The sequence below is a fragment of the Enterobacter sp. BWH52 genome, assembly GCF_001037565.1.
Lineage (GTDB): Bacteria > Pseudomonadota > Gammaproteobacteria > Enterobacterales > Enterobacteriaceae > Enterobacter > Enterobacter hormaechei_C.
Genome location: NZ_KQ089854.1, coordinates 2,713,054 through 2,738,284 on the forward strand (window position 1 = coordinate 2,713,054; position 25,231 = coordinate 2,738,284).

At 53.2% G+C, this 25,231-nt stretch carries 39 protein-coding genes and 1 pseudogene; 22 read left to right on the plus strand and 18 right to left on the minus strand.

Annotated elements, in window-relative coordinates; translation table 11 throughout:
• Positions 1–120: 120 nt before the first annotated feature.
• From SK47_RS12835 to SK47_RS12865, 8 genes are all read right to left on the minus strand, one after another.
• On the minus strand, positions 121–381 hold the full coding sequence (locus tag SK47_RS12835) for a DUF4752 family protein (RefSeq protein ID WP_048244409.1): 261 nt from the start codon (positions 379–381) through the stop codon (positions 121–123).
• The gene (locus tag SK47_RS12840; RefSeq protein ID WP_048244411.1) at positions 378–581 is read right to left on the minus strand and encodes a hypothetical protein; all 204 of its coding nucleotides are present in this window, start codon (positions 579–581) and stop codon (positions 378–380) included. Before SK47_RS12840 ends, SK47_RS12835 begins: the two co-directional genes overlap by 4 nt.
• Positions 578–922: an ArsR/SmtB family transcription factor gene (locus tag SK47_RS12845; protein WP_048244413.1), complete on the minus strand. Its 345-nt coding sequence runs from the start codon at positions 920–922 to the stop codon at positions 578–580. Before SK47_RS12845 ends, SK47_RS12840 begins: the two co-directional genes overlap by 4 nt.
• On the minus strand, positions 922–2,355 hold the full coding sequence (locus SK47_RS12850) for a DnaB-like helicase C-terminal domain-containing protein (protein ID WP_048244416.1): 1,434 nt from the start codon (positions 2,353–2,355) through the stop codon (positions 922–924). The genes SK47_RS12845 and SK47_RS12850 overlap by 1 nt, the downstream gene beginning before the upstream one ends.
• Positions 2,345–3,244: a hypothetical protein gene (locus tag SK47_RS12855; protein WP_048244418.1), complete on the minus strand. Its 900-nt coding sequence runs from the start codon at positions 3,242–3,244 to the stop codon at positions 2,345–2,347. Before SK47_RS12855 ends, SK47_RS12850 begins: the two co-directional genes overlap by 11 nt.
• On the minus strand, positions 3,237–3,383 hold the full coding sequence (locus tag SK47_RS24120; RefSeq protein WP_015571544.1) for a hypothetical protein: 147 nt from the start codon (positions 3,381–3,383) through the stop codon (positions 3,237–3,239). The genes SK47_RS12855 and SK47_RS24120 overlap by 8 nt, the downstream gene beginning before the upstream one ends.
• An 83-nt stretch (positions 3,384–3,466) precedes the next feature.
• Positions 3,467–4,012 (minus strand): toxin YdaT domain-containing protein, encoded by a 546-nt coding sequence (locus SK47_RS12860; protein ID WP_048244420.1) that lies wholly within the window; start codon positions 4,010–4,012, stop codon positions 3,467–3,469.
• Positions 4,013–4,029: 17 nt separating this feature from the next.
• On the minus strand, positions 4,030–4,263 hold the full coding sequence (locus SK47_RS12865; protein ID WP_000102594.1) for a hypothetical protein: 234 nt from the start codon (positions 4,261–4,263) through the stop codon (positions 4,030–4,032).
• Positions 4,264–4,304: 41 nt separating this feature from the next.
• Between SK47_RS12865 and SK47_RS12870 the strand changes: the two genes are divergently transcribed.
• The 16 genes and pseudogenes from SK47_RS12870 (at position 4,305) to SK47_RS12940 (ending at position 11,928) form a co-directional block, all read left to right on the plus strand.
• On the plus strand, positions 4,305–5,057 hold the full coding sequence (locus tag SK47_RS12870; RefSeq protein WP_045344955.1) for a LexA family protein: 753 nt from the start codon (positions 4,305–4,307) through the stop codon (positions 5,055–5,057).
• A gap of 1,047 nt (positions 5,058–6,104) precedes the next feature.
• The gene (locus SK47_RS24125) at positions 6,105–6,263 is read left to right on the plus strand and encodes a hypothetical protein (protein ID WP_047727208.1); all 159 of its coding nucleotides are present in this window, start codon (positions 6,105–6,107) and stop codon (positions 6,261–6,263) included.
• Positions 6,260–6,466, plus strand: coding sequence for a cell division protein FtsZ (locus tag SK47_RS12885; RefSeq protein ID WP_001752704.1), 207 nt, complete (start codon positions 6,260–6,262; stop codon positions 6,464–6,466). Before SK47_RS24125 ends, SK47_RS12885 begins: the two co-directional genes overlap by 4 nt.
• A gap of 76 nt (positions 6,467–6,542) precedes the next feature.
• On the plus strand, positions 6,543–7,514 hold the full coding sequence (locus tag SK47_RS12890) for a hypothetical protein (RefSeq protein WP_048244424.1): 972 nt from the start codon (positions 6,543–6,545) through the stop codon (positions 7,512–7,514).
• A 7-nt stretch (positions 7,515–7,521) separates the two neighbouring features.
• On the plus strand, positions 7,522–7,806 hold the full coding sequence (gene gamL / locus SK47_RS12895) for a host nuclease inhibitor GamL (protein WP_048244426.1): 285 nt from the start codon (positions 7,522–7,524) through the stop codon (positions 7,804–7,806).
• Between the two features lie 11 nt (positions 7,807–7,817).
• A pseudogene (locus SK47_RS24130) lies at positions 7,818–8,016 on the plus strand (hypothetical protein).
• Positions 8,017–8,018: 2 nt separating this feature from the next.
• Positions 8,019–8,321 carry a hypothetical protein gene (locus SK47_RS24135; RefSeq protein ID WP_181007763.1) on the plus strand — a complete coding sequence of 101 codons (303 nt, stop codon included), beginning with the start codon at positions 8,019–8,021 and terminating at the stop codon, positions 8,319–8,321.
• Positions 8,318–8,941 carry a lambda exonuclease family protein gene (locus SK47_RS12905; protein ID WP_048244428.1) on the plus strand — a complete coding sequence of 208 codons (624 nt, stop codon included), beginning with the start codon at positions 8,318–8,320 and terminating at the stop codon, positions 8,939–8,941. The genes SK47_RS24135 and SK47_RS12905 overlap by 4 nt, the downstream gene beginning before the upstream one ends.
• Complete coding sequence (locus SK47_RS12910) at positions 8,938–9,366, plus strand: hypothetical protein (protein WP_048244430.1); 429 nt, start codon at positions 8,938–8,940, stop codon at positions 9,364–9,366. The genes SK47_RS12905 and SK47_RS12910 overlap by 4 nt, the downstream gene beginning before the upstream one ends.
• A complete protein-coding gene (locus tag SK47_RS24140) occupies positions 9,363–9,530 on the plus strand; it encodes a hypothetical protein (RefSeq protein ID WP_164552435.1) in 168 nt (55 codons plus the stop codon). Before SK47_RS12910 ends, SK47_RS24140 begins: the two co-directional genes overlap by 4 nt.
• On the plus strand, positions 9,527–10,279 hold the full coding sequence (locus SK47_RS12915; protein ID WP_048244432.1) for a hypothetical protein: 753 nt from the start codon (positions 9,527–9,529) through the stop codon (positions 10,277–10,279). Before SK47_RS24140 ends, SK47_RS12915 begins: the two co-directional genes overlap by 4 nt.
• Before the next feature lie 4 nt (positions 10,280–10,283).
• The gene (locus SK47_RS12920) at positions 10,284–10,943 is read left to right on the plus strand and encodes an MT-A70 family methyltransferase (protein ID WP_048244434.1); all 660 of its coding nucleotides are present in this window, start codon (positions 10,284–10,286) and stop codon (positions 10,941–10,943) included.
• The gene (locus SK47_RS12925; protein ID WP_048244436.1) at positions 10,940–11,158 is read left to right on the plus strand and encodes a hypothetical protein; all 219 of its coding nucleotides are present in this window, start codon (positions 10,940–10,942) and stop codon (positions 11,156–11,158) included. Before SK47_RS12920 ends, SK47_RS12925 begins: the two co-directional genes overlap by 4 nt.
• Positions 11,155–11,376, plus strand: coding sequence for a hypothetical protein (locus tag SK47_RS12930; protein ID WP_048244438.1), 222 nt, complete (start codon positions 11,155–11,157; stop codon positions 11,374–11,376). Before SK47_RS12925 ends, SK47_RS12930 begins: the two co-directional genes overlap by 4 nt.
• Positions 11,373–11,603: a hypothetical protein gene (locus SK47_RS12935; protein WP_048244440.1), complete on the plus strand. Its 231-nt coding sequence runs from the start codon at positions 11,373–11,375 to the stop codon at positions 11,601–11,603. Before SK47_RS12930 ends, SK47_RS12935 begins: the two co-directional genes overlap by 4 nt.
• A gap of 91 nt (positions 11,604–11,694) precedes the next feature.
• Positions 11,695–11,928, plus strand: coding sequence for a TraR/DksA family transcriptional regulator (locus SK47_RS12940; protein WP_053071085.1), 234 nt, complete (start codon positions 11,695–11,697; stop codon positions 11,926–11,928).
• A gap of 16 nt (positions 11,929–11,944) precedes the next feature.
• Here the strand turns inward: SK47_RS12940 and SK47_RS12945 are convergent, their stop codons facing one another.
• Positions 11,945–12,601: a DUF4145 domain-containing protein gene (locus tag SK47_RS12945; protein WP_048244442.1), complete on the minus strand. Its 657-nt coding sequence runs from the start codon at positions 12,599–12,601 to the stop codon at positions 11,945–11,947.
• 188 nt (positions 12,602–12,789) lie between these two features.
• Here SK47_RS12945 and SK47_RS12950 point away from each other — a divergent pair, with 188 nt between their 5' ends.
• Positions 12,790–13,062, plus strand: coding sequence for an excisionase (locus tag SK47_RS12950; RefSeq protein ID WP_023300430.1), 273 nt, complete (start codon positions 12,790–12,792; stop codon positions 13,060–13,062).
• Positions 13,031–14,116 carry a tyrosine-type recombinase/integrase gene (locus tag SK47_RS12955; RefSeq protein WP_048244444.1) on the plus strand — a complete coding sequence of 362 codons (1,086 nt, stop codon included), beginning with the start codon at positions 13,031–13,033 and terminating at the stop codon, positions 14,114–14,116. Before SK47_RS12950 ends, SK47_RS12955 begins: the two co-directional genes overlap by 32 nt.
• 322 nt (positions 14,117–14,438) lie before the next feature.
• Here SK47_RS12955 and SK47_RS12960 read toward each other — a convergent pair whose 3' ends face one another.
• The 3 genes from SK47_RS12960 to yobA are packed head-to-tail and all read right to left on the minus strand — an operon-like array spanning position 14,439 to position 16,036.
• Entirely contained in the window at positions 14,439–14,777 is a 339-nt protein-coding gene (locus tag SK47_RS12960) for a YebY family protein (protein WP_003859787.1), read from the minus strand.
• Between the two features lie 16 nt (positions 14,778–14,793).
• The gene (gene copD / locus SK47_RS12965) at positions 14,794–15,663 is read right to left on the minus strand and encodes a copper homeostasis membrane protein CopD (RefSeq protein WP_045329843.1); all 870 of its coding nucleotides are present in this window, start codon (positions 15,661–15,663) and stop codon (positions 14,794–14,796) included.
• 1 nt (position 15,664) lies between these two features.
• Positions 15,665–16,036: a CopC domain-containing protein YobA gene (gene yobA / locus SK47_RS12970; protein ID WP_045329847.1), complete on the minus strand. Its 372-nt coding sequence runs from the start codon at positions 16,034–16,036 to the stop codon at positions 15,665–15,667.
• A 137-nt stretch (positions 16,037–16,173) separates the two neighbouring features.
• Here yobA and SK47_RS12975 point away from each other — a divergent pair, with 137 nt between their 5' ends.
• The 3 genes from SK47_RS12975 (at position 16,174) to exoX (ending at position 17,853) form a co-directional block, all read left to right on the plus strand.
• Positions 16,174–16,404: a DNA polymerase III subunit theta gene (locus tag SK47_RS12975; RefSeq protein ID WP_003859784.1), complete on the plus strand. Its 231-nt coding sequence runs from the start codon at positions 16,174–16,176 to the stop codon at positions 16,402–16,404.
• Between the two features lie 111 nt (positions 16,405–16,515).
• Positions 16,516–17,166, plus strand: coding sequence for a carbon-nitrogen hydrolase family protein (locus SK47_RS12980; protein ID WP_003859783.1), 651 nt, complete (start codon positions 16,516–16,518; stop codon positions 17,164–17,166).
• 24 nt (positions 17,167–17,190) lie between these two features.
• Positions 17,191–17,853 carry an exodeoxyribonuclease X gene (gene exoX / locus SK47_RS12985; RefSeq protein WP_015570288.1) on the plus strand — a complete coding sequence of 221 codons (663 nt, stop codon included), beginning with the start codon at positions 17,191–17,193 and terminating at the stop codon, positions 17,851–17,853.
• On the opposite strand, the gene ptrB is transcribed toward exoX, so the two are convergent.
• Both ptrB and SK47_RS12995 read right to left on the minus strand, forming a co-directional pair.
• The gene (gene ptrB / locus SK47_RS12990) at positions 17,835–19,910 is read right to left on the minus strand and encodes an oligopeptidase B (RefSeq protein WP_045343596.1); all 2,076 of its coding nucleotides are present in this window, start codon (positions 19,908–19,910) and stop codon (positions 17,835–17,837) included. The genes exoX and ptrB overlap by 19 nt on opposite strands.
• 75 nt (positions 19,911–19,985) lie before the next feature.
• A complete protein-coding gene (locus tag SK47_RS12995; protein WP_032609515.1) occupies positions 19,986–20,636 on the minus strand; it encodes a tellurite resistance TerB family protein in 651 nt (216 codons plus the stop codon).
• A 171-nt stretch (positions 20,637–20,807) separates the two neighbouring features.
• Between SK47_RS12995 and purT the strand changes: the two genes are divergently transcribed.
• A complete protein-coding gene (gene purT, locus SK47_RS13000) occupies positions 20,808–21,986 on the plus strand; it encodes a formate-dependent phosphoribosylglycinamide formyltransferase (protein ID WP_023314341.1) in 1,179 nt (392 codons plus the stop codon).
• Between the two features lie 61 nt (positions 21,987–22,047).
• On the opposite strand, the gene SK47_RS13005 is transcribed toward purT, so the two are convergent.
• Genes SK47_RS13005 through SK47_RS13015 form a run of 4 tightly spaced genes read right to left on the minus strand, consistent with a single transcriptional unit; the run spans position 22,048 to position 25,130 of the window.
• Entirely contained in the window at positions 22,048–23,442 is a 1,395-nt protein-coding gene (locus tag SK47_RS13005) for a hypothetical protein (RefSeq protein WP_048244447.1), read from the minus strand.
• Positions 23,442–23,699, minus strand: a complete 258-nt coding sequence (locus SK47_RS23290) for a PAAR domain-containing protein (protein WP_023324870.1) — start codon at positions 23,697–23,699, stop codon at positions 23,442–23,444. The genes SK47_RS13005 and SK47_RS23290 overlap by 1 nt, the downstream gene beginning before the upstream one ends.
• Positions 23,700–23,711: 12 nt before the next feature.
• Entirely contained in the window at positions 23,712–24,419 is a 708-nt protein-coding gene (locus SK47_RS13010; RefSeq protein ID WP_048244449.1) for a T6SS immunity protein Tli3 family protein, read from the minus strand.
• Between the two features lie 3 nt (positions 24,420–24,422).
• A complete protein-coding gene (locus SK47_RS13015) occupies positions 24,423–25,130 on the minus strand; it encodes a T6SS immunity protein Tli3 family protein (RefSeq protein ID WP_039267600.1) in 708 nt (235 codons plus the stop codon).
• Positions 25,131–25,231 lie beyond the last annotated feature (101 nt).

Here is a 25,231-nt window from a genome sequence, read left to right on the forward strand (position 1 = left end):
TAAATCAATGGAATAGGTTATGGAAGTTCTTACCCATCTCTGTGGTGAAGGTTTTCGCTCATCAGTAGCTACAGCTCAGACTGGCATCTTTCAAAGTCAATGATTAATCTTAGATGTTGCTCATTGGGCTGCTCCTTCTGTGCGATACATCATGATTGTCAGATCGCCCTTAGTCGCCAGGCGCACCGTTGTTCCTGGTTCTATGCTGGACAAGTCAAACGCATCGTAAAATTCGTTTACTGCCTTCTGTCTACGAGATAGTTTTCTGCGCTTCTCCCACTGCTTTAGCGCAAGAGAGATAAACCACTGTCCCGTTTTGAACATGATGAATAACCACCCCATCAGGGCTAAACCAGTGTTAAGAATGTCCAGAATGCTCATGACTGCACTCCTTTTTTCTTCTTGTTGTATACGGCCAAGCTCAGAGCATCGAGCTTGTCACGGCCTGCTTTGTCGTACATGTGGATGCCATCGCTACAGGCGTGCTCCTTCTTAACCTGCTCTTCGAGAGCGCTTATCTCGTCGTATGAAAGAGTTGCCAGCTTGAGGCGATTCCAGCCAAAGTTACGGATGCGTGTCATACCCCTACCCTCCCCCAAACCATCAATACCCTTCTCATCGCCGGACTGTTGCGGCACTCCTGGCAGATCACGTTTGCCTCTGTGCGCTGCACCAGCTTCGAATTTCCCTTCGGCATGGCCGGTATGGTTTCCGGTGCGTATTTCATGCCGTAGCTTGTCAGCCGATAAAGCCGCTGGCCGTGCTTTCCTTCGAACTCGATCAGGCCGTCTGCAAACAACGTACTTAACGGGCCGGAAATCTTTTTGGTGGTCATGCCGATCATGGTGGCAATGCGAGCACTATTCAGGCCCGGGTTATTACGCAGGGCTGCAAGAATCTGCCCACGAATTGTTATGGTCATCAGAACCCCCCTTTCTTTTTCGGCTGCTGCTCGCGCCCGCGGCGTTCTGCGGCTGCGGCCTGCTGGTCTGTGTCGTAAATTGCACCGTTGATCTGATTGCAATAAACCGTACCGGTACTGCCGTGGCGGTTGAGTCGCAGGATTAACTCGGTTTCGCCAGGCGGAACGCTGTCATCGAAAGCACCTTCCCGGTGGATACCAACCCAGTAGTCGCAGTCCTGCTCAATCTGTCCTGTGTCGCGAGAATCGCTCGGCAACGGGCGTTTATTCACTCGCTTCTCCAGTTCGCGGTTGAGCTGAGTCAGCAGCACGACGACGCAGCCAAGCTCTTTGGCGAGGTTCTTCAACCCTTTGGTGATCATCCCGTAGGCCAGGTCATTACGGTCTGCTTTTTCGGCGGTCATCAGCGTCAGGTAATCAACCAGAATCATGCCTACGCAGCCTTTCTCGCGCTTAATTCGGCGGCTTTCGCTAACGATGTGCGCCAGTGAAAGGCCCGGGGTGTCGTCGATGTACAGCATGTCGATTTCACTCAGTCTCCCGGCTGTGGCGATCGCCTTCTTAAAGTCGCCGTCGTAGTCGCCCTGGTACTGGTCATCGGCGTCATCCGTAGCGGGCATGTAAAAAATGCTCGGGTTAATGCCCGACTTCTGACCAACCAGCTTTTCAAGGATCTGGTCGCCAGGCATTTCGAGGCTGAACATCAGCGCTGGCTTTTTCTCACGAACCGCGCAGTTGATCGCCATCTGCCCGTACAGGGTTGTCTTGCCCATCTTTGGCCTTGCGCCAATCACGAACAGAGAGCCTTTAACCAGACCTTTCGGCGCCAGCAGCCGGTCGAGTGACGGGATACCGGTACTCATGCCGCGCTGTTCGCCTGAAGGGTCAAACCGTTTCTCCAGATCCGCTACCCAGTCATCCATAACCTCGCCGAAAGACCGCAACCCCCGACGACTGCCGGTTTTTGAATGGTCTGCGAGCTGGGTGAAAATACCCTGAATGGCCTCGTACTTCTGCGTAGCGCTCATGCCGTTGCGGGAATACAGCAGTTCAGTAGCTTCGGTCAGGCGGTTGATACCGTAGCGCTCCATTGCGGCTTCCCGGACTGATGCTGCGTAAGCCACGATGTTTGCAGCGCTGGGAGTGTTCTTGGCGATCTCCGCAAGGTAAGCAAAGCCACCTACCTGCTCCGCGAGCCCTTTGCCTTCGAGCGCGTCGAACAATGTCAGACCATCGACTGGCTTGTTGTCGCGGAACATCTGGCGCATCTCGGCAAAGATCAGCTGGTGAGGTCGGCTGTAGAACGACTCAGGCTTGAGCATCGCCAGAACCTTCTGGACTCGCTCGCTGTTGTCATCATCCAGCAGCAGGCCACCGATAACGCTCTGCTCTGCTTCGAGGTTTTGTGGTACAGCCATGAATTCAGCGGTCATCACGATCCCCCTCGCGCACTTCGATGTAGAGCTTTTCGGTTAGGAACTTATCGAATTTCATGCGGCGCCAGGTTTTCCCGGATTTCTGGTCTGGTCGGTCTTCAAGCATCCAGCGGCAGTTCTGAGCGATGTAGCGCAGATAGCTTCTGAAACCGTCCATATCCATCGGCTTGCCGTCCAGGTTGCGGGCAATTTTGTTAGCCTTACCCCAGAAGGTGCGGATCAGATTGCGTCGCTCATCAGTGAGGCATCTCCATCCCCGTGCTTCAGGCAGTTCGTCTTTCAGGCATTGCCATACTTCATCGCATGACAAACGGGACTTTTTCTCTTCAGCGGGTTTCTGGTCATTTGCGACATACTTACTACCGTTAGGTAGTAAGTTATTTAATATATTTTTATCTGTGGACACTGGCTGGACATCGGCTGGACACTCCACCTCCGCAGGCATTGGTACGACTGCGCTTGGGCTGGACACTGGCTGGACATCGGCTGGACAAAAATTTGACTGATATTCGTCATATTTGACCACTTTTAGAACAGTAAAACGGTTGTTCGATTTGGTGGTGATCATGCCCAGATTCTGGAATTTACGGAGAAGTGATTTAACGCGATCAGCGGTCAAACCCGTTTCCATTGCCAGTGTGTTTCGGCCGGTAATGAACTCTCCGCGCTCGCAGATCACATCGCCAACATCAGTAGATACCAGTGTCTGTTCGTGATTAGCGCGCAGGAGCAGGTGAACCCATAAATGAGCCGCCTCAGCGTCCTTATAGAACGGCACATCCATAATTTTACGGTGCAGCAAGGCAAACCCCTTACCGTCATTCGTGCGCGGTTTCTGGAGCCTTCTGGCCTCTCTGGCTTCGGCTAAATTGGATACGTTACCCACGGCCACTCTCCTTACGTTTCAGTTCTTCCAGGATGGCGCGCATCTTCTCTGCCACAATCGGGTTAACCGAGCGGATGAAGCGGTCGCGGGTTATGTTTTTATGTACAGCGGTATGGTAATAGCGTGGATTTTTTGCCATTATTCCTCCTGCAACTACTCTCGTTTTTGCACCAGAAAGTCGGTTCTGTTCGCGCAGACCGGCTTTCGCCATTTCTGTAGTTCTCACATGACCCCCAGCATCGACGTGACCATCGTCATGAGTGGGCCTACCTGCTCCGGCATGAGGCGGAACAGCGAAGCTATACCCTCGCTTACCTCTTTCAGCTTCTGATGCTCTGGAGCGTCCAGCAGCACGGCCTGTTTAGCCTCGGCACACTCTTTCATCGCAGAGGCGATCAGCGACATCGTGTCGTTCTGCGGCGCCAGGCGGTGGCGGTACTCCAGCGGCAGGACGGACATGATTGCCGGGGCCAGCTGGCGAATGTTGTTGGCGGCGTATTCGGTGTCGCCGTCGATCCAGCGGAACACTTTCTGCATCTGGCGGTGCGAGTCAGTCGGGATATCCAGACCGGTTCCGCCGGTTGACCGCCACTCTTCAACAATCAGCGCTGCGACAAATTCACGGCTGCGGCAGTCAGCTGCCCAGGCGCGAACAGCTGCGCGGATCCCATCGATGTTTAACGCCCAGGAATCAGGTTCCCGGCGATTCTGGTAAATCATCGCCGTTGGCGAAAATTTGTTACCTTGTTGATACGCAAGTGAATGCATTGCTTTCCCTTTCGTGGTTAGGCCGCAGTATCACGCGGCGATGCGAATACCAGGCTTTCTTTGAGGACCGGGGCCTGGCGGTGAAAATTCTTCGTGCCTTTCTCGATAGCAGATGCCATTTCTGGAGATGCCCGGCGATTTCCGTAGGCGATCTGGTCCAGGTAACCTGGCGTCGTGTTAGCCAACTTTGCGAGCTGCGCCCATTCGTCGGTAGTGGCGGCCTTGCGCCAGCGGTGTAGTTCAGTGCTCATTGTTGTCTCCGGGTGAGTCGTTTGATTTGGAGTTTAGCGTTATGCTAAATACTACGCAAGCATCATTTAGCAATTTGCACATTTATCATTTTGCTAAAAGCAGTAACAATGCAGGTATGGAAAATAAAGAAATCAGAAAAGCCAACCTGGAAGCGCTGTACGAGAAGCGCCAGCACGAGTCTGGAATGACAAAGGCGCAGTTCGCCGAACTCATCGAGACAAGTCCGGCTGCGCTTAGCCAGCTACTGGGACCAAACCCTCATCGCAATATCGGCGATAAGATGGCTCGCAAAATCGAAACTGCGCTTGATCTGCCTTTTGGCTGGATGGATGTTTTACACGCCAGTGAAGAACCTTCGAACGTTGCATTTCGAGGACTGAACGAGACAAAAGGAAGTTATCCTGTAATCAGCTGGGTAAGCGCGGGGCAATGGATGGAAGCTGTAGAACCTTATCACCGAAGAGCGATAGATCGCTGGTATGACACGACTGTTGACTGCTCAGAAGATTCATTCTGGCTGGACGTTAAAGGGGATTCTATGACCTCCCCGGCCGGCCTGAGCATACCAGAGGGAGCAGCGATACTTGTTGACCCTGAAGTCGAACCGCGCAACGGGAAGCTGGTTGTAGCAAAGCTGGAAGGCGATAACGAAGCGACCTTTAAGAAGCTTGTAATCGATGCCGGCAGACGCTTCCTTAAGCCACTTAACCCCGCATATCCAATGCTAGAGGTTAATGGAAACTGCAAAATTATCGGCGTTGTGGTTGATGCCAAAATACTAAACATCCCATAACCTCACGCAAAACCCCTCAAGCCCGCCATCGTGCGGGCTTTTTTACGTCCTGAATTCCTGCTCTGTAAATTTTTAATCTCTTATTAATCAATACGCTAAATAAAACCACTTAATAATTTAGCATTTTGCTATTGCGCATAATTTAGCATCACGCTAAATTTACCCCATCGAAACGAAACATCGACAGCTGAGCGAAGTTAGCCAGCGGCGGACAGCAAGTCGCCTGCTTTTTAACAACATGCAGATTTACAGCGTCAATGACCTGTTAAGACCCCTACACGTAAACGTGCAGTATCACCGGGTGCGATCCGGTCGGTGAGAGAGTATCCCCGCGCGAGAGCGAGAACGGCGTGAGAACGGGCAACACTGGCAGGGAGTTGGCGCTGACCAAAACAGGGAATGTTTCGGGATTGGATGAATGAGCAGGCTGATGCTCGACCGATGTATTCACAGCGCTCATGGCAAGCAGTAACCAATCTGCGCCTCAAGACAGCGTCACTGGTAGTGCGGGCGCTCTAACCAGTAAGCCGGAGATCAGTGCCGGCCATCCAATGACCAAAGCATTTCGATTCATCAACCCACGCAACAAAGGAGCTTCTATGCGACGGCAAAGCTATATCGCTCACAAATAATCGGTACCACATAAGCTCAGGAAAAACCCCGCTCGACGGGGTTTTTTAACAGCCATACCTCAGTCGCTTCACGGAGGCGGCTTAGTTATGACAACCGGCGGCAATCCACCGCCAATTGAAAATCGGAATAAATGCAATAAATGCGTTGAAGTCTTGTATTAACCGTTCCGTTCGCCGCGATAAGGCCAAGAGGATTTATGAGTAAGGAAAACGACGGTGGCTACGCCTTCCCTATGGAGGCGACAGATGCCACAGCTTGGAGGGATTGCAATCAGGGAATGACGTTGCGCGACTACTTCGCGGCCAAGGCTATGCAGGGTCGATTAGCGAACCCTGACTGGTTGTGTAGCGATGACCGCACGGCAACCGAAGCATACCAGATAGCTGACGCAATGCTCCGCGCCCGGGAGGCATCATGACAGTCACCCACAACGGAAAGCAGTACACCGCCAAAAAGCTCAACGATAACGAGTGGCAGCTGACGTCGGTATCGGCACCGCGCGACAAGCTGACTCTTAACCGCTGGCAGATGCATATCGCTGGCCTCCTGAAACAGGTTGAGGTGAAAGTATGATTGGAATGCACTATGGCACCGCATCAGTGCCACGTAGCGAGGTTTTACCGGGCACAATGCTGCAACACCACGGCAAAACTTATCGCGCCTCTGCGAACGTTGAGAAAGGCCTGTACGCCTTCAACATCTTCGAAAAAACCATCATCAAAAGTGATTCCGTCGTTGTGCTGCTGAATGAGCGCGGCGAGCCGATGGTTCACTGATACCAACCACCCTATTCAACCGATCGGCCTGGCTCAATGCGGGCGGGATCTGCACATCCAAATTTCAGGAGAAACCATGAGCGAAGTAACGGACTTAACTGTCATCGAAATAAAGCCGGAACAGGCGCCAGTGCTTTACGTAGCTGGCGGCCTTGATGCTTATCTCGAGCAAATCCGCCAGGCAGTAAACGAAGTGCCGGACCTGTCCACGAAGAAAGGTCGTGATCGTGTCGCCTCTCTGGCGGCGCAGGTGTCCCGCAGTAAGACGGCAATCGAAAAGCCAGGCCGTGAGTACCTGAAGCGACTGAAAGAGGCTGTGCGTCCGGCTGAGGCTGAAATTAAGCGATTCGTTGATGTCTGCGACGAGTTGCGAGATGCCACCCGCCGCCCTCTAACCGAATGGGAAGCCGAGCAGGAACGCATCAAGGCTGAAGAAGCCATGAACGCGCTACACGCCGAAGCGCTGGTCATGAACGAGAGCATCGATCTACAGCGGGCTATTCAGTTCGAAGCAGACCACGAAATGGCTCTGCTGATGAATGACAAGTTTGACCGTGACCGCGAAGAGCAGCGCCGCCAGGCGGAACAGGCTCAGCGTGAACGTGATGAGCGGCTGAAGCACGAAGCGGCAGAACAAGCCCGCCGCGATGCCAAAGCGAAGCACAAAGCGGAGATTGAAGCCGCAGCGCGCCGTGAAGCAGAAGAGAAAGCCCGCGCTGAACTAGCGGAACGCCAGCGCATTGAAGCGGAACAGCGTGCGGCACGCGAGAAGCAGGAAGCAGAAGTCCGGGCGGAACGCGAAAAAGCCGCGGCGGTTGAAGCCGAGCGCCTGAAGGCAAAACAGGCCGAAGATGCTCGCCTGGCCGAAGAGAAGCGCAAAGCCGACGAGCAAGCCAAGCGCGAAGCTGACGTGAAACACCGCAAGACGGTCGGCACCAACATCGTTAACGCGCTCACCAGCCACACCAGTTTAACCCGCGAACAGGCTATCGAAGTGCTCACCGCCCTGAAAGATGACCTGATCCCCTGCGCGAAAATTCATTACTGAGGCAACCATGAACGCATTCCTCACTTACGACCGAATCGAAGATCGGTGCTGGGTTGAGCAGCAGCTCACCGACGAAAAAGAGAAGTGGATCGACGACCGGGCACAGCAAATCATCGACATGATGCCAAAAGAGCCGTCCGGCCTCTTCCACTTCTCCGTACCGATTGACTCCAGCCCATACGAAGGACTTCGCAGCGATAAAGCTGGCGAGGCCTACAACGATTTCATTTCGGCAGTTGCTTACGCCCAGGCGGAATACGACTGGGAACACCGTACCGGCTGCCCGTTTTAAGGATGCATGAAATGTCTGAATCTAAAACCCACTACCGAAAAGCTTTTGACTCTCCATACCTGAGCAGCGCCGACATCGTTGAGCCAACGGTGCTGACGATCGCACGGGCAACGTTAGAAAACGACAAAACAAAAAAATCAAAAGACGTTTTTAATACCGCTTATTTCGAAGAGCGCGAGCTGCGACCTGGCGAAAAGCTTAAGCCGATGATATTGAATGCCACCAACAGCAAGATGCTGAAAAGCATCACCGGATCACCTTTCCTTGAGGATTGGGTAGGCGTGAAGGTCACTGTTTACGTCGATAAAAATGTCCGGTTCGGAAAGGAGTCGGTTGAAGGCCTCCGCTTAAGCCCGGCGCGCGTTACAAAGCCGGTGCTTTCGCCGGAAAAAACGCAGGCATGGAATAACGCTAAGGCCGCCTTCAAACGCGATGGGAACCTTGATGCAGTGCTGGCGAGAATGGACATTTCTCCGGAGCATCGCCGCCAGCTTGAGCAGGAGTGTTCATCATGATCTGGCACGACGTCGAGCAAAACGGTGAAGAGTGGGATGCTCTTCGCCTAGGTAAGGCCACCGCGTCAAACTTCGGCCTCATTATGGCTAACGATGGAAAGGCGTTTGGCGAACCAGCCAAGCGTTACGCACTTCAGTTGGCTCTTGAGCAGATTAAGGGTTGCAAGTCTGAGTTTGGCTTCTCAAACGACCACATGGAGCGCGGGCACGAACAGGAGCCAATTGCCCGCATGCTGTATGAAGAGATGAACTTTGTCGATGTGAATAACGGCGGGTTCTTTGATCACGAAACGTATGGCGACAGCCCCGACGGCCTCGTTGGCCAGGACGGGCTCGTTGAGATTAAGTCGGTCATTGCCGCCACTCACTACTCCACCCTCACCCGCGGCTCCTTCGATCCGGCATACAGATGGCAACTGGTCGGGCACCTTGATTGCTCCGGCAGGGATTGGGTGGACTTCATCAGCTACTGCTCAGACTTCCCGGACGGTAAGCAGCTCATCGTCTATCGCCTTACAGCTGCTGAATGTGAATCAGAAATAGCCCGGCTTCGCGCGCGCAGAAAAGACTTCCTCGAACTTGTTGCGGACACGAAGCGCCGCATTCTGGAGCTCGAATGAAACGCACACCTTTCTACCGCAGGCCCGGGCGCACAGGGCAATTTTCCGGCCTCCGTGAGCGGGTTATCTGGATGATTCAGACGCGTGGTCGCCCGGTAACCGGCAGCGAAATCGCCGAGAAGTTCGGCGTAACGCTCATCGAGTTTAACCGGGTTGCCAACGGCATTACCCGCGGCTCCGGACAGATAGCTCAGATCGTTGAGTCGGAAAAATGGATCAACGAGGACGGCATCTGCGACCGGAAATTTAGCCTGGCCAGCAAGCCGAAGGTCGTAACACCACAAGGTAAATCGCGCCTGTTCACCCGGCGCGCTATAGAGCAATCACAGGAAGGTAGACGGCAGGAGTGCATTGAACGTGCCGCCCGCCGTAGCCGCCTGATTGCTCAGGGCATCTACATCGACGAAATGGAGTCAGTGCTATGAAAGCGTGGTCTCTCGAAGAGCTGGCGCTGCTGTGGCGACACTCAAACGCTGAAGTCGCTGAGATTACCGGCCGCTGCATTGAAGAGGTAGGAGATAAGCGGCTGCAAACCAATATTGAGCGCAATGGCTGGGATGTTAACGATCCGGAGCGGGAGGGTGCATGATTCATTTTCACGGCGGACCAATAACCCCTGATACATGCGCACTGAAGGCATGGAAAGGCCGTCATGCATTTATCAGCTTCGCTAACCCTGGGCAACTTAAGCTTGCCAGTGAGGTAACTCAATCTTTCGCACTTGATAACGGAGCCTTCAGCTTCTGGGATAAGGGCCAGCCTGTTAACTGGTACGACTATTACGAATTAGTTAAGGAGTGGATGAATCACCCTCGTTTCGCATTTGCAGTTATCCCTGATGTTATCGGTGGAACCAGCGAAGAGAACGATGCGCTTATAGCTGAATGGCCACACGGTAAATTCGTCGGTGCGCCTGTCTGGCATATGAGCGAACCCGACGAGCGTTTCATTCGTCTTTGCCATGAGTTTCCTCGTGTTTGCATAGGTTCAATGGGTGAATACGATGCAAAGCGACCACGCGCCTGTAGGGCAAAATTGCGAGACCTTATCCGGCACGTAGTCGATTCAAATGGCTATCCGATTACCAAGCTCCATGGCCTTCGCATGCTGAATAAAGACATTTTTACTCACATACCCCTTTCATCAGCTGACAGCACAAACGTTGCGCGCAATATCGGTATTGATAAGGCATGGGATAAATCAGCCTATGCGCCAGCCAGCAAAGAAACCAGAGCCGCTGTGCTGGTAGAACGCATAGAGGCCTTTAACTCTGCAAGTTCGCTGAATTACGACGCAGAACGCGATCGGTTCACACCACAACTTGCTTTCGAGGTGTAATTCCATGACCGGAAAATACTCTCTTATCTACGCAGATCCGCCCTGGTCTTACGGCAACACAATCAGTAACGGCGCCGCTGCCGATCACTACTCCACCATGAAGTTAATCGACATCAAGCGTCTGCCAGTGTGGGAACTTGCCGCCGAAAACGCAGTGCTGGCGATGTGGTACACCGGTACGCATAACCAGGAGGCCATCGAACTGGCTGAGGCCTGGGGTTTTACCGTTCGCACGATGAAGGGCTTCACCTGGGTGAAGCTGAATCAGAACGCCGAGCTACGCATCAATAAAGCCCTGGCCGAGGGTGAAGTTGCCGACTTTTACGACTTCCTCGATCTGCTTAACTCAGAGACGCGCATGAACGGCGGCAATCACACCCGGGCCAACACCGAAGACCTGTTGATTGCCACCCGCGGCGCCGGGCTGGAACGTAAGCACGCCGGGATTAAGCAGGTGGTATATAGCCCGCTCGGAGCGCACAGCGAAAAGCCGTGGGAAGTGCGTCATCGGCTGGAACTGCTTTACGGTAATGTGCCGCGCATTGAGCTGTTCAGCCGCAGCGCGGCTCCAGGCTGGCACCACTGGGGAAATCAGTGCGCCACCGCCGCGGTTGAATTGCTGCCCGGCTGCGCCATCGATGTTGTTAAGACGGAGGCCGCATGACGCCAGAAAATGACAACGCCATCCGCGCCGCCTGCCGCCGCTGCACCGAGGAAATCCAGCAGGCCATGCGCAAGAAGCCAAAGCCTAACTGGAACGAAACGGTGCCTCCCATCATCAACAAGCATCACAAGAAAATTGAAGCTCTGGGAGTTAGTCTCCTGGAGTTCGTCGTATACACAGGGCGGCTTAATCGCCGCTTCGGAGTTGAATCGTGAAAAGATTTCTTTTTACCACTGAGGTCAAGCTAGCAGAAGGTTCGCAGACCTTCAGAGTGGATGATGAAAGCCTGGAAGAAGCCATCGAGATTCTTGAAAGTGGCGGAGGGGATATTTACGAACACGAAGTTGAGGTTGTCGATATAGGCGAATTTAAGTTCGATCGCGAAACTGACCTTGCTGACTTCGGTGACTTTCCTGAAGGCGGTGCAGCATGACCAAATACGCGAAACTGGATAGCGAAGTATTAAGCGCTATCGGCGCTCAGCCAACCTCTTTTTCGAAGCTATTTAGCCCTTCCGTCAGGCAGGAGTGCCTCGTCATTGCTGAAGCAGAAGGAAAGCACCCGATGGACGTCTTCCGCATCCTTGATCGCCGGCTCCAGTCGCTCAGGAAGCTTGGCGTTATTCAGCACGTCAAAGGTAAAGGGTGGATACAGCCATGAAATCGCAAATCACCATGTCGCTAAAGCGGCCTTTTTTATTGCTGGCGTTCACATTCAACCGAATTAACCGACAGTTCCGGGAGCATTGACCATGGCTGACATCATCGATACCGCAGCAGAGATTGAAGAGCTTCAGCGTAACGCTGCCCTTTCCGCTCACCGTCTGAACCGCAACGCCGTATCAGCTGAGCGTTGTGAAGAGTGCGACGAACCAATTCCTGAGCCGCGACGCGCTGCCGTTCCCGGCTGCCAGACATGCGCGGAGTGCCAGGGAATTCTTGAGTTGAAATGTAGACACATTAGAAACGAGCTGAAAGGCCAGTAAATAACTGGCCTGAGTACTAGTGCTCTTGTTTTCTGGAAGATACCATTGCTGGCAGCTGAAAAGCATAAATTAGGAAGACTTCAGTAAAACCTATCAGTTCTTCAGCCTCTGCTTTGGAGAACTCTTCATCTGAGTGCACAGCTCCGTTGGAATCTACACGCACAATGTGCGCCCAGTCTTTCATCTGCTCAGTAATTAGTCCCTTAGGGTGTAGAATTGAAATTCTTTGTACCAACGTCTCTTTTTTTGAATCCTCACCTAATAGAGTTCTGGTAGCTATATCAATGGTTTTTCTGCATAACATAACGGCAGTATCAAACTTGCCTCTCTGAAGATTATCTTTTGACTCAATGAAAGAATCGGCCGCTCTAACTGGAGTCGCATCAGGCGCAAGAAGCACTGAAGGCTCTGGATAAACAGCCATCAATTCGTAAGGGCTTTCTGAGCGAGGAATTACAAGATCCACCTCAGAGTGTTGCCTAGACTGCTTGTATGGACCCAAATCCATACGAGGTGACATCACAACCGCTATCCCCGCCTGGGCGCAACTCCGGCAAAAGAAAGCTACATCATAAATATAGTTAGCATGACGATGATGTTCACCGAATGCTTCCAAGACAGCATTTTCTTTTTTACAGTGCGGACAAGTTATATCAAACGATAGCATCCCCATCAAACTGCTCCATTTAGCGATCGTTATTGAAAGGCATGAAAAATACCGTGCTTAGTTCGAGAAACGACTGAACCAATTTACCTACATTTTTCCAGTATTCAAAAACATCCGTCACATATCTATTGATTTCGATTAATCAACACGTCAACGCGGCCTCGCTTATAATGCCTGGTGGCTAAGGAGTTCTAATGGCTAAGCTTCTCAACTTGCAGGAATGGGCTGCTGAGGTCTACACGACTCCACCCTCCCTTTCTACTCTGCGTCGATGGACGCGAGAGGGGCGAATTTATCCCGCGCCGGAACTGCACGGAAAAGAATATAAGGTCCAGCCTGACGCTATCTACGTGGATCCGCGCAAGAAGAATCTGCGCGCTAAACCAAAACACACCAAACTGCCGTCCGGCGGCACCTTACTGGAGAGACTGACTCATGGCGAAAAGGCCAGTACGTTACGACGCTAACCTGCCCCGTAACCTGACCTATCGTAAAAGAGACAGACTTTACAGCTGGCGCAATCCGGTGACCGGGCAGGAGATTTCTCTTGGCCGGATTGATCGCAAGGATGCTGTTGCCCAGGCCATTGAGGCCAACAACTACATTGACCAGAATTACCTTCCCTCTTCTCTCCTGGATCGCATAAAAGACGTGCCCACTTTCACAGTGGCCGCATGGCTGGAGCGTTACGAGGTAATTCTCGAACGGCGTGAGCTGAAACCAAACACGATGAAGGTCAGGCGAAACCAGATCGCCACCATTAAGGAAGAGTTCGGCAAAATTCCCCTCGCTTCTGTCACGACAAAGGACATCGCCTCATTCCTTGAAGCGTACATTCTCTGCGATAAAAAGAGCATGGCTTCCGGGCTCAGGTCTGTGCTGATGGACATCTTCAGGGAGGCGATTGTGGAAGGACATGTCGACAGGAACCCGACAGAACCGACGCGAACGCCGACACCGAAAGTTAAGCGAGAACGCTTGCTGCTCGAACAATTCACGGTCATCCGCCAGGCAGCGTTAACTCATTCTGAATGGGCGCCAAACGCATGTGATCTGGCACTGGTCACCGGCCAGCGGCGGGAAGATATCTCACTGTTCAGGTTCAGTGACATTAAAGATGGGAGGCTTTTCGTTACGCAGGAGAAAACAGGTCACAAACTGGCACTTCCCCTTGATTTGAGGCTGGACGTCGCCGGGCTTGTGTTGCAGGATGTCATTGATCGATGCCGGGTGAACAACCCTTCCGACTTCATGCTTTACTCTCCGGTCCGCCGCGGGGGAAGAAAGCCGGGGCCGCTAACTCCTGACGGACTCACCCAGGCCTTTGCAGAGATAAGGGATTCTACCGGGTTAAAATTCGGACCTAATCCACCTCCTTTCCATGAGATCAGAAGTCTGGCGAGCAGGCTCTATGAAAAGGAGCGCGGGGAGGAATTTGCTCAGCGCTTACTCGGCCACAAAAATTTAACAATGACCAAAAAATACCTGGACGCACGTGGTGCAGAGTATGTTATGGTTTAGACAGGATATGGAATATTCGAGTAATTTTCGAGGGATTTCGTGTTAATACCGAAAAAACCCTTTAAAAACAAATAGATAAAAAGAGACCGAATACGATTCCTGTATTCGGTCCAGGGAAATGGCTCTTGGGAGAGAGCCGTGCGCTAAAAGTTGGCATTAATGCAGGCTCAATCGCCTTGCCCTTTAAGAATAGATGACGACGTCAGGTTTTCCAGTCCACAGTAAAAGTGGTCTGAAAAAAAGCGTCAGAACATCACTAAATGTGAAAAACCGCAGAGCTTTTACAAGCACCTGCGGTTTTTTTTTACTGGAAACCTGACGGCTAGCAGAGCTTTTCAGCGCGCTCAATAAACGGTGCCAGACTTTTCTTCTGCCCGGGGTTTGCCGGGTCATCCACCTGGATCACGCTGACAGGCTGTCCGTTACTTTTCCCGCTGGCCACCTGCTGCTCCGCTACGTCATTTAACGGATACTGCACGAGCGTACTGGGATTGATGACATACAGCGCGTTACCGGGACGGCAGGTGAGCATGACCTCTTCACGATTAAATGCCCAGTTGTCCTTGCCCACTTCAAACCGGCTGACGGTGATGACCTGCGGCGCGGCCAGCGCACTGCTGGCACAGGTGAGAAGTAAAAGAGAAAGCAGTGTCTTTTTCATATGTTATTTAACCTTGTCAGAAGGGTTCCCAGGTCGCGAACAGGCTGACGGCCGCCAGTACCAGCGCGCCCAGCACCACCTCTGCCTGTGTCATCCTGATAAAAATCTGTTGTTCCCGCCCGGCCTCCGGGCGAAAGCGTGGCACAAGAAAATACCGATTCGCCAGCGCAATTGCCACCATCATCATGACCAGCGCACATTTGAACAACAACAGCTGGACATAAGGCGCATGCCACGGCACGTTTATGCCAACAATAAAGAGCGTATTGATTATCCCGGTCAGCAGCACGCCTGCCACGGCGTAATGCCCCACGCGGGAGAAGCGCATCATGGTAAAGATAGCGGCTGGCTGCCAGCGGCCTTTCGCCAGACGCATACAAAACAGCAGCGGCAGTAAACCACCCACCCAGGTCGCGGCGCAGAGCAGATGAAGCGCATGGTTGAGACGATGCAATGCTCCCGGTGCGCCACCGTTCATCGCGGCATGTCCCACGCCCGCCAACAGCACCAGCTGCCCCATCACGAGCAGTAACAGCCGTGAGCCTTTTTGCGGGGTAAGCCATGCAGCGCCCGCCGTCACAGCGGCCAGCACCATTTGCCACAACCAGACGCCGCCAAATTGCGTTCCCAGCACGCTGCGCCAGACCGCCGGACGAATGACATCGCCCCAGCCGTTGCCCATCAACCCACTTTGCAGGCCAAACATCAGCAGAGCCGCCATCAGGCTGATTAAGGCCGCGAGTTTCTGCTGCCGCTGGAAACGCCGGGTCATGAGGCGCTGCAACGAAGACGGTGCAAACCAGACGCTGTAAAGCGCGTTGCCGAAAAGCAGCATCAGCGCAGCAAAATGGATAAAGCGTAACGCGACGTAGCTCAGGGCCAGCATACTATTTCACACTAAAGTGATAGCTGCCCTTGGTTTTGTGGCCGTCCACGGAGACCACGTGCCAGTCCACCGTGTAGGTGCCGGTCGGCAACGGTTTCTCAAGAGGAACAATCAGCTTTGCGTTATCCTTCTCGTCACGCTTCACCGCGCCGGTCTGGATCTTGTGCTGCTGCGCGTCCGTCACCACCACGCCGCTGAAGGCAGGCTCAATGCCTTCCGAGAAGTTCAGGGTAATGACCTCTGGTGCCACCGCAACGGTATTTTCCTGCGGGGATTGCTGCTTAAGATGCGCATGGGCCAGAGCTGAGGTCGCGGTTGCTGAAGAGAGCAGAAATGCCAGCGCGCACGCGACGCGGGAAGGGGTAAAGTGCATCACAATCATTCCTTTTCGTTATGCCTGAATGCTAAAGAATAACTCTGTATAATTAACGAGTCGAGGAACATCCTTTGCTCCCTTGTCATCGTTGAACAATCGCGGTAACGTTGCCGCCGCAGAAAAAGGAGAAGGAAATGAACGTTAACCTGGCCGCCCTTCCTCAGGACGAGATGGACAAAGTGAATGTCGATCTCGCCGCCGCGGGTGTCGCATTCAAAGAGCGTTACAACATGCCCGTCGTAGCTGAAGTGGTAGAGCGTGAACAACCCGCACATCTGCGCGACTGGTTTCGCGAACGTCTCATTGCGCATCGCCTCGCCTCCGTCAATCTCTCGCGCCTGCCGTACGAACCTAAAGTTAAATAAGCTTAACGTCTCGTTACACTTCCTTACGCGTTATGTGGCAGGATAAGAAAACCCTGATAAATTTAGGTGTAATCTTAAAATCCCAGCGACTTAGTGTATAAGGAAGTCACGATGTCACGATGGAATATTGCCGCGGCTCAGTATGCCCCGCGGCACAACTGTGTTGATGAGCACGTAAAACATCACCTGCACTTTATTGCCGAAGCTGCCTGGCATGGGTGCGATTTGATCGTCTTTCCGGAGCTTTCGCTTACCGGTCCAGGCGGAACATCCTTACCCCCACCTCCTGACGATTTGCAGCTTGCCCCCCTCCTTCACGCCGCCCAGTCACGTTTCATCACGGTGATTGCTGGTATTACGCTCCAGCAACACGGCCAGCGCCAGAAAGGACTCGCGCTTTTCACCCCTAACCTGTCGACCATCCGGCGTTATCCGCAGGGCAACGGTGCGGGTGTTATTCCTGGCGATAAAAGGTTAACCATCGTGGATAACCAGGCTGACGCCCCGGAACTGGACCCGGAGGCAACGCTGTTCACCAGCAGCCTGGCCGTGGGCGAGCACCGCTGGCGACAATCGATCGGTTCGTTACAACGCTTCGCGCACAAGTACGCCATCGCGGTATTAATGGCGAACGCGCGCGGCGGTAGCGCGTTATGGGATGAAAAAGGTCAGCTGATTGTACGTGCCGATAAGGGAGAACTGCTGCTAACCGGTTCTTTAGGCCAACAGGGTTGGCAAGGCGATATCATTCCATTAGGCTAGGCATTTTAGGATCAGGAGCGATCAATGCTGCGCGTTATCGATACCGAAACCTGTGATTTGCAGGGTGGAATTGTGGAAGTCGCTTCTGTCGACGTGATTGACGGAAAGATAGTCAACCCAATGAGCCATCTGGTGCGCCCGGATCGTCCCATCAGTGCGCAGGCGATGGCTATACATCGCATTACGGAATCGATGGTGGCGGATAAGCCGTGGATTGAAGAGATCATCCCTCTTTACCACGGTAGCCAGTGGTATGTCGCCCATAACGCCAGCTTTGACCGCCGCGTGCTGCCGGAGATGCCCGGCGAATGGATTTGCACCATGAAGCTGGCGCGCCGTCTGTGGCCTGGGATCAAATACAGCAATATGGCGCTGTATAAGTCGCGCAAACTCAGCGTGCGGACGCCGGAAGGGCTGCATCATCACCGTGCCCTTTATGACTGCTACATCACCGCAGCGCTCCTGATTGATATCATGAATACTTCCGGCTGGACGCCAGACGATATGGCGACCATTACCGGGCGCCCCGCGCTACTGACTACCTTTACGTTCGGTAAATATCGCGGGAAGCCAGTATCGGAAGTGGCGGACAAAGATCCGGGCTATCTGCGCTGGCTGTACAACAACCTCGACAGAATGAGCCCGGAACTGCGCCTGACGCTGAAGCATTATTTAGGCGAAGCCTGAGTCCCCGCCCGGCCTGGCAGCGTATCCTGCGCCAGGCCAATCAAAAAGGCGTACTCCAGCGCCACCCCTTCATAGGATTTAAATCGCCCTGATTTCCCTCCGTGCCCTGAGTCCATATCGGTACACAGCAGCAGCAGATTATCGTCAGTTTTCAGCTCACGCAGCTTCGCCACCCATTTCGCGGGCTCCCAGTACTGCACCTGGGAATCGTGCAGGCCGGTGGTCACCAGCATATGCGGATAGGCTTTCGCCTCAACGTTATCGTACGGGCTGTACTCTTTCATGTAGCGATAATAGGTTTCATCCTGCGGATTCCCCCACTCTTCAAACTCCCCGGTGGTCAGTGGAATGGACTCATCCAGCATGGTCGTCACCACGTCCACAAACGGCACCTGGGCGATAACGCCTTTAAACAGTTCAGGCCGCTGGTTGATCACGGCACCCATTAGCATGCCCCCGGCGCTGCCCCCCATGCCAAAGCAGAGCTGCGGATCGCCATAACCCTGCGCGATCAGCGCATCGCAGACATCAAGGTAGTCGTTAAAGGTATTTTTCTTTTTGAGAAATTTTCCGTCTTCATACCAGTGTTGACCCAGTTCGCCGCCCCCGCGAATATGGGCAATCGCATAAACAAAACCGCGGTCGAGCAGGCTCAGCCTGCTGCTGCTGAAATCGGCGTCCATGCTTGATCCATAGGAGCCATAGCCATAGACGAGGATGGGGTTTTTACCTTTGTTGAAGTGCGCCTTGTGATAGACGAGCGATACAGGGACTTCAACGCCGTCGCGTGCGGTCACCCACAGGTGCTCACTGCGATAATTTTCCGACTCAAAACCCCGGACCTCAGCCTGTTTAATCACCTGACGCTGCCCGGTGTCCATATCCAGTTCAAACAACGTATCCGGGGTGGTCATCGACGAATAGCCGTACCGCAGGCGGGACGATTCCGGTTCCGGGTTAAAGCCGATCCACGTTACGTAAGCCGGGTCATCGAACGCAATGCCCACCACTTCGCGGGTTTTGCGGTTGATTTGGCGGATACTGGTCAGTCCGCGCTGACGCTCTTCCACCACCAGCCAGTCGGTAAACAGGGTGAACCCCTCCAGCATCACCTGATCGCGCGCGGGAATTAACACTTCCCATTTGCGTTCATCGCGCACTTTGGTTTTATAAAGGCCAAAGTTTTTGCCCTCGCGGTTCGAACGCAGGTAAAAGCTGTGCTGGAAGTGATCCAGGCTGTACTCATGATCTTTACGGCGCGGCAGGAAGCACAGCGGCTGCGCATCCGGCAGCTCTGCATCCAGCAGCAGCACTTCTGAGGTGGTGGCGCTGGAGAGGAAAATGATCACGTAGTGGCGAGACGACGTTTTGTGCAGGCTGACATAGAACGTCTCGTCTTTTTCCTCGTAGACTAATTCATCGTCGGCGGAATCGGTCCCCACCGTATGACGCCAGACCTGATAAGGCAGCAGCGTTGAGGCATGCTTTTTAACGTAGTAGACCGTTTCTGAATCGTTACCCCAGACGAAATCGGGGGAGACATTATCCAGCATTTCGGGATACCAGTTTCCCGTTTCAAGATTGCGGAAACGCAAACCGTACTGGCGGCGGGAGAGATAATCCTCAGCCAGCGCCATAATGGCGTTATCGGGGGAAATGGACATGCCGCCCAGCGTATAAAACTCACTGTGGGCAGCACGTTTGTTGGCATCCAGCAGGATCTCCCATTCGTCCCACTCGGCGCTCAGCACAGACTGGCGCTGGTAAATGGGATATTCGTTTCCCGGCTCATAAATATGGCGATAGCGATAACCGTTTTTGCACCACGGGGCAGAGACATCACGCTGGGGGATACGCTGCACCATTTCATTCAGGAGCTGATCCTGAAGCGCCTGCTGGCTGGCCATGACCTGGCGGCCATAGTCGTTTTCCTCGTGCAGATAGTCGAGCACCTCTGGCCGGGAACGTGAATCGTCCCGCAGCCAGTAGTAGTTATCGATACGCGTATCGCCATGCGTGGTGATCGCATAAGGAGTACGTCGGGCTTTTGGAGGCATGGCATTCTTACTTTTTCGTTTTACATCCTATAAGGTTGGCAAAACACGCGTATGATGCAAGCGAAACATGGCCTTCTAGCCCGCGAGAGTCTGCTTCTGCTGCTGAATATCCTGCTCAATTCCCTCGCGAACGTCCTGGGGGATCTTCAGCGCATCGCCCAGGGCGTTCAGGTAGCTGCGCTCCATAAAGTGATCGATATCGATGGCGGCACAGCTCAGAAAATAGAGCTCCAGCGCCTCTTCTTCGTTTTTCACGCCTTGCGCCAGACGCTGCGGATCGAGCGGCTGTTCGATGGCCTGCGCCACCAGCGCCCTGCCCTGCTCCTCAACGCCCGCTTCCCGCATCTGCTGTTCAATTGCGGCACGTTCACTGGCATCAATATGCCCGTCGCTCTTGGCTGCAAAGACCAGGGCGAGGATCAGGCGCTCGGTGCGTAAATCTAACGGCGATACCTGCTTCCCGTACTGCGGTTCATCCTGATGCGCGCTGCGCACCTTGTCTTTGTATTTGTTCCATAAGACGGAGCCTGCAATAGCCCCTCCACCCGCCAGCAGCGCGCCGGTACCGTATTTGGTAAGCAGTTTCCGCGATGATTTATTGGCAACCAGCAAACCGGCCAGCCCGCCAAGCGCACCCGGCACCAGCAGCTTGCTTAGACCCTGCTCGCCCGACGACGAGCCTTTTTGTCCCAACAGGGATTGCAGTTGATTCATCCAGCCTGACATATTTTTCCTCACGTAACAGTGCGTAATCTTCACAGCCTAAGCGAGCAGGTGTCAGGAAATGTCTGTCAGTGCTAAAGAAGCGCAAATTTCCCCCTTGTCCGGTTATCCCCATACAAGACAGACGCAAACGTTTTCGTTTATACTGCCCGCATCTTTTTCAGGGGGATTTTTATGACTCGTTTAGGAACCGCGCTGCGCCCTGCCGCGACGCGCGTCATGCTGTTGGGATCGGGTGAACTGGGTAAAGAAGTGGCCATTGAATGCCAGCGTTTGGGCGTGGAGGTGATTGCAGTGGACCGTTACGCGAACGCCCCTGCCATGCACGTTGCGCATCGCTCGTACGTCATCGATATGCTTGACGGCAATGCCCTGCGGGCGTTAATTGCCGAGGAAAAACCGGATTTCGTGGTGCCTGAAATTGAGGCCATTGCCACTGAGATGCTGGTTGCCCTTGAGCAGGAAGGCCAGCGCGTAGTGCCTTGCGCCACTGCGGCAAAACTGACCATGAACCGGGAAGGCATTCGTCGCCTGGCGGCAGAAGAATTACAGCTCCCGACCTCCAGCTACCGTTTTGCCGGGGATAAAGCTGCGTTTCTCCAGGCCGTCGAAGAGATTGGCTACCCGTGCATCATTAAGCCGGTAATGAGCTCCTCCGGCAAAGGGCAGAGCTTTATCCGCGACAGCAGCACGCTGGACCAGGCCTGGGACTATGCCCAGCAGGGCGGTCGTGCCGGTGCCGGGCGCGTCATCGTGGAAGGCGTGGTGAAGTTTGATTTCGAAATTACCCTGCTTACCGTCAGTGCCGTGGACGGCGTTTATTTCTGCGACCCGATTGGTCATCGTCAGGAAGACGGCGATTATCGAGAATCCTGGCAGCCGCAGCAGATGAGCGCGCTGGCGCTGGCACGCGCGCAGGAGATCGCCCGCAAGACGGTGCTGGCGCTGGGCGGCTACGGCCTGTTCGGCGTGGAATTGTTTGTTTGCGGCGACGAGGTGATCTTCAGCGAAGTCTCCCCTCGCCCGCACGATACCGGGATGGTTACGCTGATTTCACAGGATCTCTCCGAGTTCGCGCTGCACGTGCGCGCTTTCCTCGGCCTGCCGGTTGGCGGCATCCGTCAATACGGCCCGGCAGCCTCCGCGGTGATCCTGCCGCAGCTGACCAGCCAGAATGTCACCTTTGATAACGTCGAAGGTGCGGTTGGTGCAGGCTTACAGGTCAGACTGTTCGGCAAACCGGAGATCGACGGAAGCCGTCGTCTGGGCGTGGCATTAGCAACCGGGGAAAACGTGGACGAAGCCGTCGCGAGAGCGAAAATAGCGGCCACTGCGGTAAAAGTGACAGGGTAAATAACTAAAGGCTGGTCAACTAAGCGACCAGCCACATTACATGATTAACATTGTTCCGTTTCTATCGCTTCCATTCGTATTCCATGTCCTCGTAGGCTTCATTCGTTTTCGAGATGAAAACAAAAATACCGAGGCCAATAAAAATAACGAAGGGAATGATGATGCTCGCAATCAGTTCCCAGATTGCTGGCGGATCGTTTTGCGCCAGGAAACTGATACGATAGGCAATGAGGGATAACACGCAGAATAAAGCCGCCATCCCCGCAGGATAAAGGGGATTACTCCAGTTACACCAGGTAAGTTTTTTTGGGATAGCTGTCTTCATGGAGGAAAGCGAAGTAATACAAAATTTGTTTTTGTCTGAATAAGCTGCCAGTTGCTCCCCCTGGGCATATTTGACCGCATCCGCCGCAAATGCCAGAGCCAGCCACCGATACCCGGCACTCTTTGCGCCCAGAGAGGCATCGATATCCAGCCGTTCCACCGTGAGCGCTTTTTTATCCAGTGCCTGCATTAATGGATATTTTTCAATACGGGACAGCCCGGTATACCAGAGATTTTTCGGCGTAAGTACCGAACCCGTCTCAAGGAAGACCGCCATTTTGTCCTCTACATCGGTCACGTCAGACATAGGCTGATATAAATATACCGGTTTTTCGCCCTCCTCCCGGACATAATGACTGGTCAGCAGGAATGCACATGCATTTTCCATGCTCTTTGATTCGCCGCTTTCTTCATGTAAATCAACGATAACAATCAACCGGTTTTCAACTCTGTAATCAGATAAGTTCATCCATTGGCTAACGATCGCGTAGTCAGGACATTCTGTGCTGTACTCAATTTTACACGTGCTTGCCGTTTCAATACCCAACCGCTCCAGAGTGCGCCTCAGTTCATCAATGCAGGATCCACTCCCTCCGTGAACCCAGACAACGGTTTCAAAAATATGGTAGTTATAGTCCTTCAATTTTTCTGCCATCGGGTCCAGTAAGCGGTAAAACATCTGTTCATTCCTGGTCTGGTCGAAGCGATCTTCCAGCTGAATATTAACCGGCGTTTTCGGTGCCAGCGGAAATTCGCCTTCCAGTTTCAACATATTCAGCGCGGGTTCCTCCAGGGGGGTGATTGCAGACCATGCTGCGATAGCGATATTTTTTCGCGCATACGCCTTTAAATTAATCTCCTGCTCTTTTGCTATGAATTTTCGGGTTTCAGCATAATGAATGTTGGCGTCATGAAATATGAAACTTGTAAAAACTAGCAACGATACAACACAGATGGGCAGAATAACTGAAGGCACAAAAAAGAGAGCCGTAACGTGTTCCTGTTCAGGCCAGGTGAGAGCCCGGATCGCGAGGCCCATTGCGACGGCTATCACATAGAGGAAAACAATCATGACGACTGGCACAGTGGAATCCGGGTCTGGCTGTTGTTTGTATAACCACCACGCGCGCATTACGAAGCTCCCGCCACAGGTAAGGTACTTTTGATTTCACATCCACACGCCGCGCGACAGCCATCTACCACAACCCCACGGCCATGCATGGTCCAGGTTGGGTGACATTCAGTGATTGCGAACGTCCCTTTATGGAGCGGACACTGCGCAAGATCATCTTTTAAGGCCACGGGCTGCCCCATAAAGTCTGCCCCAGAGGCCTTAGTGACTTTTCCTCCGCTTATCAGCGGATCGTTTAACCTAATGACGCCTTTCATCGCTTTATCTCCCTATTTTCCCGCATCCATGTTGCATTGCATGTGCTCCCAGCCGGTATAGCCTTTCACGTCGGGTACGCTGTCGGGTAAATCTTGCCAGTTAGCCTTAAGTTGCTGCGTGCTGCCCTCGAGCCCCTGCTTAGTCATGTAGACCATTCCCCACGCCCAGCCAGGGGAACGGGGGTCCAGCTTCCCGCTTACTTTATTTCCCATTCCGTCATCCACGGTATAGGCAATCCCCGGCCCGCCGGGCAGAATGCGCGGGTCTTCAAACGGTTTTGACGACATATACAGCCGGTGTTTGGTTAGTAAAAAGCCCTGATCGTTGACGACGGTGAAAGAAATAATATCCTCATACGGCGCGTAGTCATCACCATTGGGTTCATTATGATTTGGTGAGAACGCTACGGAGTGCCACGTTTTCCCATAGTCCTTAGATACTATGAATCCACTCACTCCCCATCCCGTCAGAGCAATATATCGCTCTGATGGGTGAATAAATTTACGGGTAAAGAGTCGATAAAACTGACTAACGGGTTCGGCGTGAATGCCTCGCTTCGTATCCGTATACCAGAGTTCACCTTCACAGCCCCAGCCTTTCAACTCAAGGTAGCGATGATCATCAAACCGATAAACTACCTGCGTCGGCGGTTCTTTTGCCAGGCATCCGGTTACCAGCACAACGGACGTCGCTGCGAGAACGGTACATAATCCTTTCATCAGTTATCGCCCCGCATCCATATCACAGCGCATATGATCCCAGCCGGTGTACCCCTTCACTTCGGGTACGCTGTCGGGTAAATCTTGCCAGTTAGCCTTAAATTGCTGTGTGCTGTGCTTAAGCCCCTGCTTAGTCATATAGACCATTCCCCAGGCCCAGCCAGGGAAACGGGGGTCCAGCGTATCGCTTACTTTATTTCCCATTCCGTCATCCACGGTATAGGCAATCCCCGGCCCGCCGGGCAGAATGCGCGGATCTTCAAATGGCTTTGATGACATATACAGCCGGTGTTTGGTTAGTAAAAAGCCCTGATCGTTGACGACGGTGAAAGAAATAATATCCTCATAGGATGGTTGGTTAGTACCATCGGGCTCATTAGGCCCTACCGAAAAAAACTGGGGAGACCATGTTTTACCATAATCTTTTGAAATCATTGTTCCTGGGTCATCCCAGGTGGGTATGGCAATATATCGTTCAGAAGGATGAACAAATTTTTTGGTGAAAATCCGATAAAATTGACTGACGGGCCTGGTATGAATACCCCGAAGAGTATCCGTATACCAGAGTTCACCTTCGCAGCCCCAGCCTTTCAATTCGAGAAAACGGTGATCATCGAACCGGTAAACAACCTGTGTGGGCGGTTCTTTAGCCTGGCATCCGGTCGCCAGCACAACGGACGTCGCTGCGAGAACGGTACATAATCCTTTCATCAGTTATCGCCCCGCATCCATATCACAGCGCATATGATCCCAGCCGGTGTACCCCTTCACTTCGGGTACGCTGTCGGGTAAATCTTGCCAGTTAGCCTTAA

Excerpts from the sequence above, each read along its gene's own strand:
- SK47_RS12835 (WP_048244409.1), bottom strand. The coding sequence starts at position 381 with ATGAGCATTCTGGACATTCTTAACACTGGTTTAGCCCTGATGGGGTGG.
- SK47_RS12840 (WP_048244411.1), bottom strand. The coding sequence starts at position 581 with ATGACACGCATCCGTAACTTTGGCTGGAATCGCCTCAAGCTGGCAACT.
- SK47_RS12845 (WP_048244413.1), bottom strand. The coding sequence starts at position 922 with ATGACCATAACAATTCGTGGGCAGATTCTTGCAGCCCTGCGTAATAAC.
- SK47_RS12850 (WP_048244416.1), bottom strand. The coding sequence starts at position 2,355 with ATGACCGCTGAATTCATGGCTGTACCACAAAACCTCGAAGCAGAGCAG.
- SK47_RS24120 (WP_015571544.1), bottom strand. The coding sequence starts at position 3,383 with ATGGCAAAAAATCCACGCTATTACCATACCGCTGTACATAAAAACATA.
- SK47_RS12860 (WP_048244420.1), bottom strand. The coding sequence starts at position 4,012 with ATGCATTCACTTGCGTATCAACAAGGTAACAAATTTTCGCCAACGGCG.
- SK47_RS12865 (WP_000102594.1), bottom strand. The coding sequence starts at position 4,263 with ATGAGCACTGAACTACACCGCTGGCGCAAGGCCGCCACTACCGACGAA.
- SK47_RS12870 (WP_045344955.1), top strand. The coding sequence starts at position 4,305 with ATGCTAAATACTACGCAAGCATCATTTAGCAATTTGCACATTTATCAT.
- SK47_RS24125 (WP_047727208.1), top strand. The coding sequence starts at position 6,105 with ATGACAGTCACCCACAACGGAAAGCAGTACACCGCCAAAAAGCTCAAC.
- SK47_RS12885 (WP_001752704.1), top strand. The coding sequence starts at position 6,260 with ATGATTGGAATGCACTATGGCACCGCATCAGTGCCACGTAGCGAGGTT.
- SK47_RS12890 (WP_048244424.1), top strand. The coding sequence starts at position 6,543 with ATGAGCGAAGTAACGGACTTAACTGTCATCGAAATAAAGCCGGAACAG.
- gamL (WP_048244426.1), top strand. The coding sequence starts at position 7,522 with ATGAACGCATTCCTCACTTACGACCGAATCGAAGATCGGTGCTGGGTT.
- SK47_RS12905 (WP_048244428.1), top strand. The coding sequence starts at position 8,318 with ATGATCTGGCACGACGTCGAGCAAAACGGTGAAGAGTGGGATGCTCTT.
- SK47_RS12910 (WP_048244430.1), top strand. The coding sequence starts at position 8,938 with ATGAAACGCACACCTTTCTACCGCAGGCCCGGGCGCACAGGGCAATTT.
- SK47_RS24140 (WP_164552435.1), top strand. The coding sequence starts at position 9,363 with ATGAAAGCGTGGTCTCTCGAAGAGCTGGCGCTGCTGTGGCGACACTCA.
- SK47_RS12915 (WP_048244432.1), top strand. The coding sequence starts at position 9,527 with ATGATTCATTTTCACGGCGGACCAATAACCCCTGATACATGCGCACTG.
- SK47_RS12920 (WP_048244434.1), top strand. The coding sequence starts at position 10,284 with ATGACCGGAAAATACTCTCTTATCTACGCAGATCCGCCCTGGTCTTAC.
- SK47_RS12925 (WP_048244436.1), top strand. The coding sequence starts at position 10,940 with ATGACGCCAGAAAATGACAACGCCATCCGCGCCGCCTGCCGCCGCTGC.
- SK47_RS12935 (WP_048244440.1), top strand. The coding sequence starts at position 11,373 with ATGACCAAATACGCGAAACTGGATAGCGAAGTATTAAGCGCTATCGGC.
- SK47_RS12940 (WP_053071085.1), top strand. The coding sequence starts at position 11,695 with ATGGCTGACATCATCGATACCGCAGCAGAGATTGAAGAGCTTCAGCGT.
- SK47_RS12945 (WP_048244442.1), bottom strand. The coding sequence starts at position 12,601 with ATGGGGATGCTATCGTTTGATATAACTTGTCCGCACTGTAAAAAAGAA.
- SK47_RS12950 (WP_023300430.1), top strand. The coding sequence starts at position 12,790 with ATGGCTAAGCTTCTCAACTTGCAGGAATGGGCTGCTGAGGTCTACACG.
- SK47_RS12955 (WP_048244444.1), top strand. The coding sequence starts at position 13,031 with ATGGCGAAAAGGCCAGTACGTTACGACGCTAACCTGCCCCGTAACCTG.
- SK47_RS12960 (WP_003859787.1), bottom strand. The coding sequence starts at position 14,777 with ATGAAAAAGACACTGCTTTCTCTTTTACTTCTCACCTGTGCCAGCAGT.
- copD (WP_045329843.1), bottom strand. The coding sequence starts at position 15,663 with ATGCTGGCCCTGAGCTACGTCGCGTTACGCTTTATCCATTTTGCTGCG.
- yobA (WP_045329847.1), bottom strand. The coding sequence starts at position 16,036 with ATGCACTTTACCCCTTCCCGCGTCGCGTGCGCGCTGGCATTTCTGCTC.
- SK47_RS12975 (WP_003859784.1), top strand. The coding sequence starts at position 16,174 with ATGAACGTTAACCTGGCCGCCCTTCCTCAGGACGAGATGGACAAAGTG.
- SK47_RS12980 (WP_003859783.1), top strand. The coding sequence starts at position 16,516 with ATGTCACGATGGAATATTGCCGCGGCTCAGTATGCCCCGCGGCACAAC.
- exoX (WP_015570288.1), top strand. The coding sequence starts at position 17,191 with ATGCTGCGCGTTATCGATACCGAAACCTGTGATTTGCAGGGTGGAATT.
- ptrB (WP_045343596.1), bottom strand. The coding sequence starts at position 19,910 with ATGCCTCCAAAAGCCCGACGTACTCCTTATGCGATCACCACGCATGGC.
- SK47_RS12995 (WP_032609515.1), bottom strand. The coding sequence starts at position 20,636 with ATGTCAGGCTGGATGAATCAACTGCAATCCCTGTTGGGACAAAAAGGC.
- purT (WP_023314341.1), top strand. The coding sequence starts at position 20,808 with ATGACTCGTTTAGGAACCGCGCTGCGCCCTGCCGCGACGCGCGTCATG.
- SK47_RS13005 (WP_048244447.1), bottom strand. The coding sequence starts at position 23,442 with ATGCGCGCGTGGTGGTTATACAAACAACAGCCAGACCCGGATTCCACT.
- SK47_RS23290 (WP_023324870.1), bottom strand. The coding sequence starts at position 23,699 with ATGAAAGGCGTCATTAGGTTAAACGATCCGCTGATAAGCGGAGGAAAA.
- SK47_RS13010 (WP_048244449.1), bottom strand. The coding sequence starts at position 24,419 with ATGAAAGGATTATGTACCGTTCTCGCAGCGACGTCCGTTGTGCTGGTA.
- SK47_RS13015 (WP_039267600.1), bottom strand. The coding sequence starts at position 25,130 with ATGAAAGGATTATGTACCGTTCTCGCAGCGACGTCCGTTGTGCTGGCG.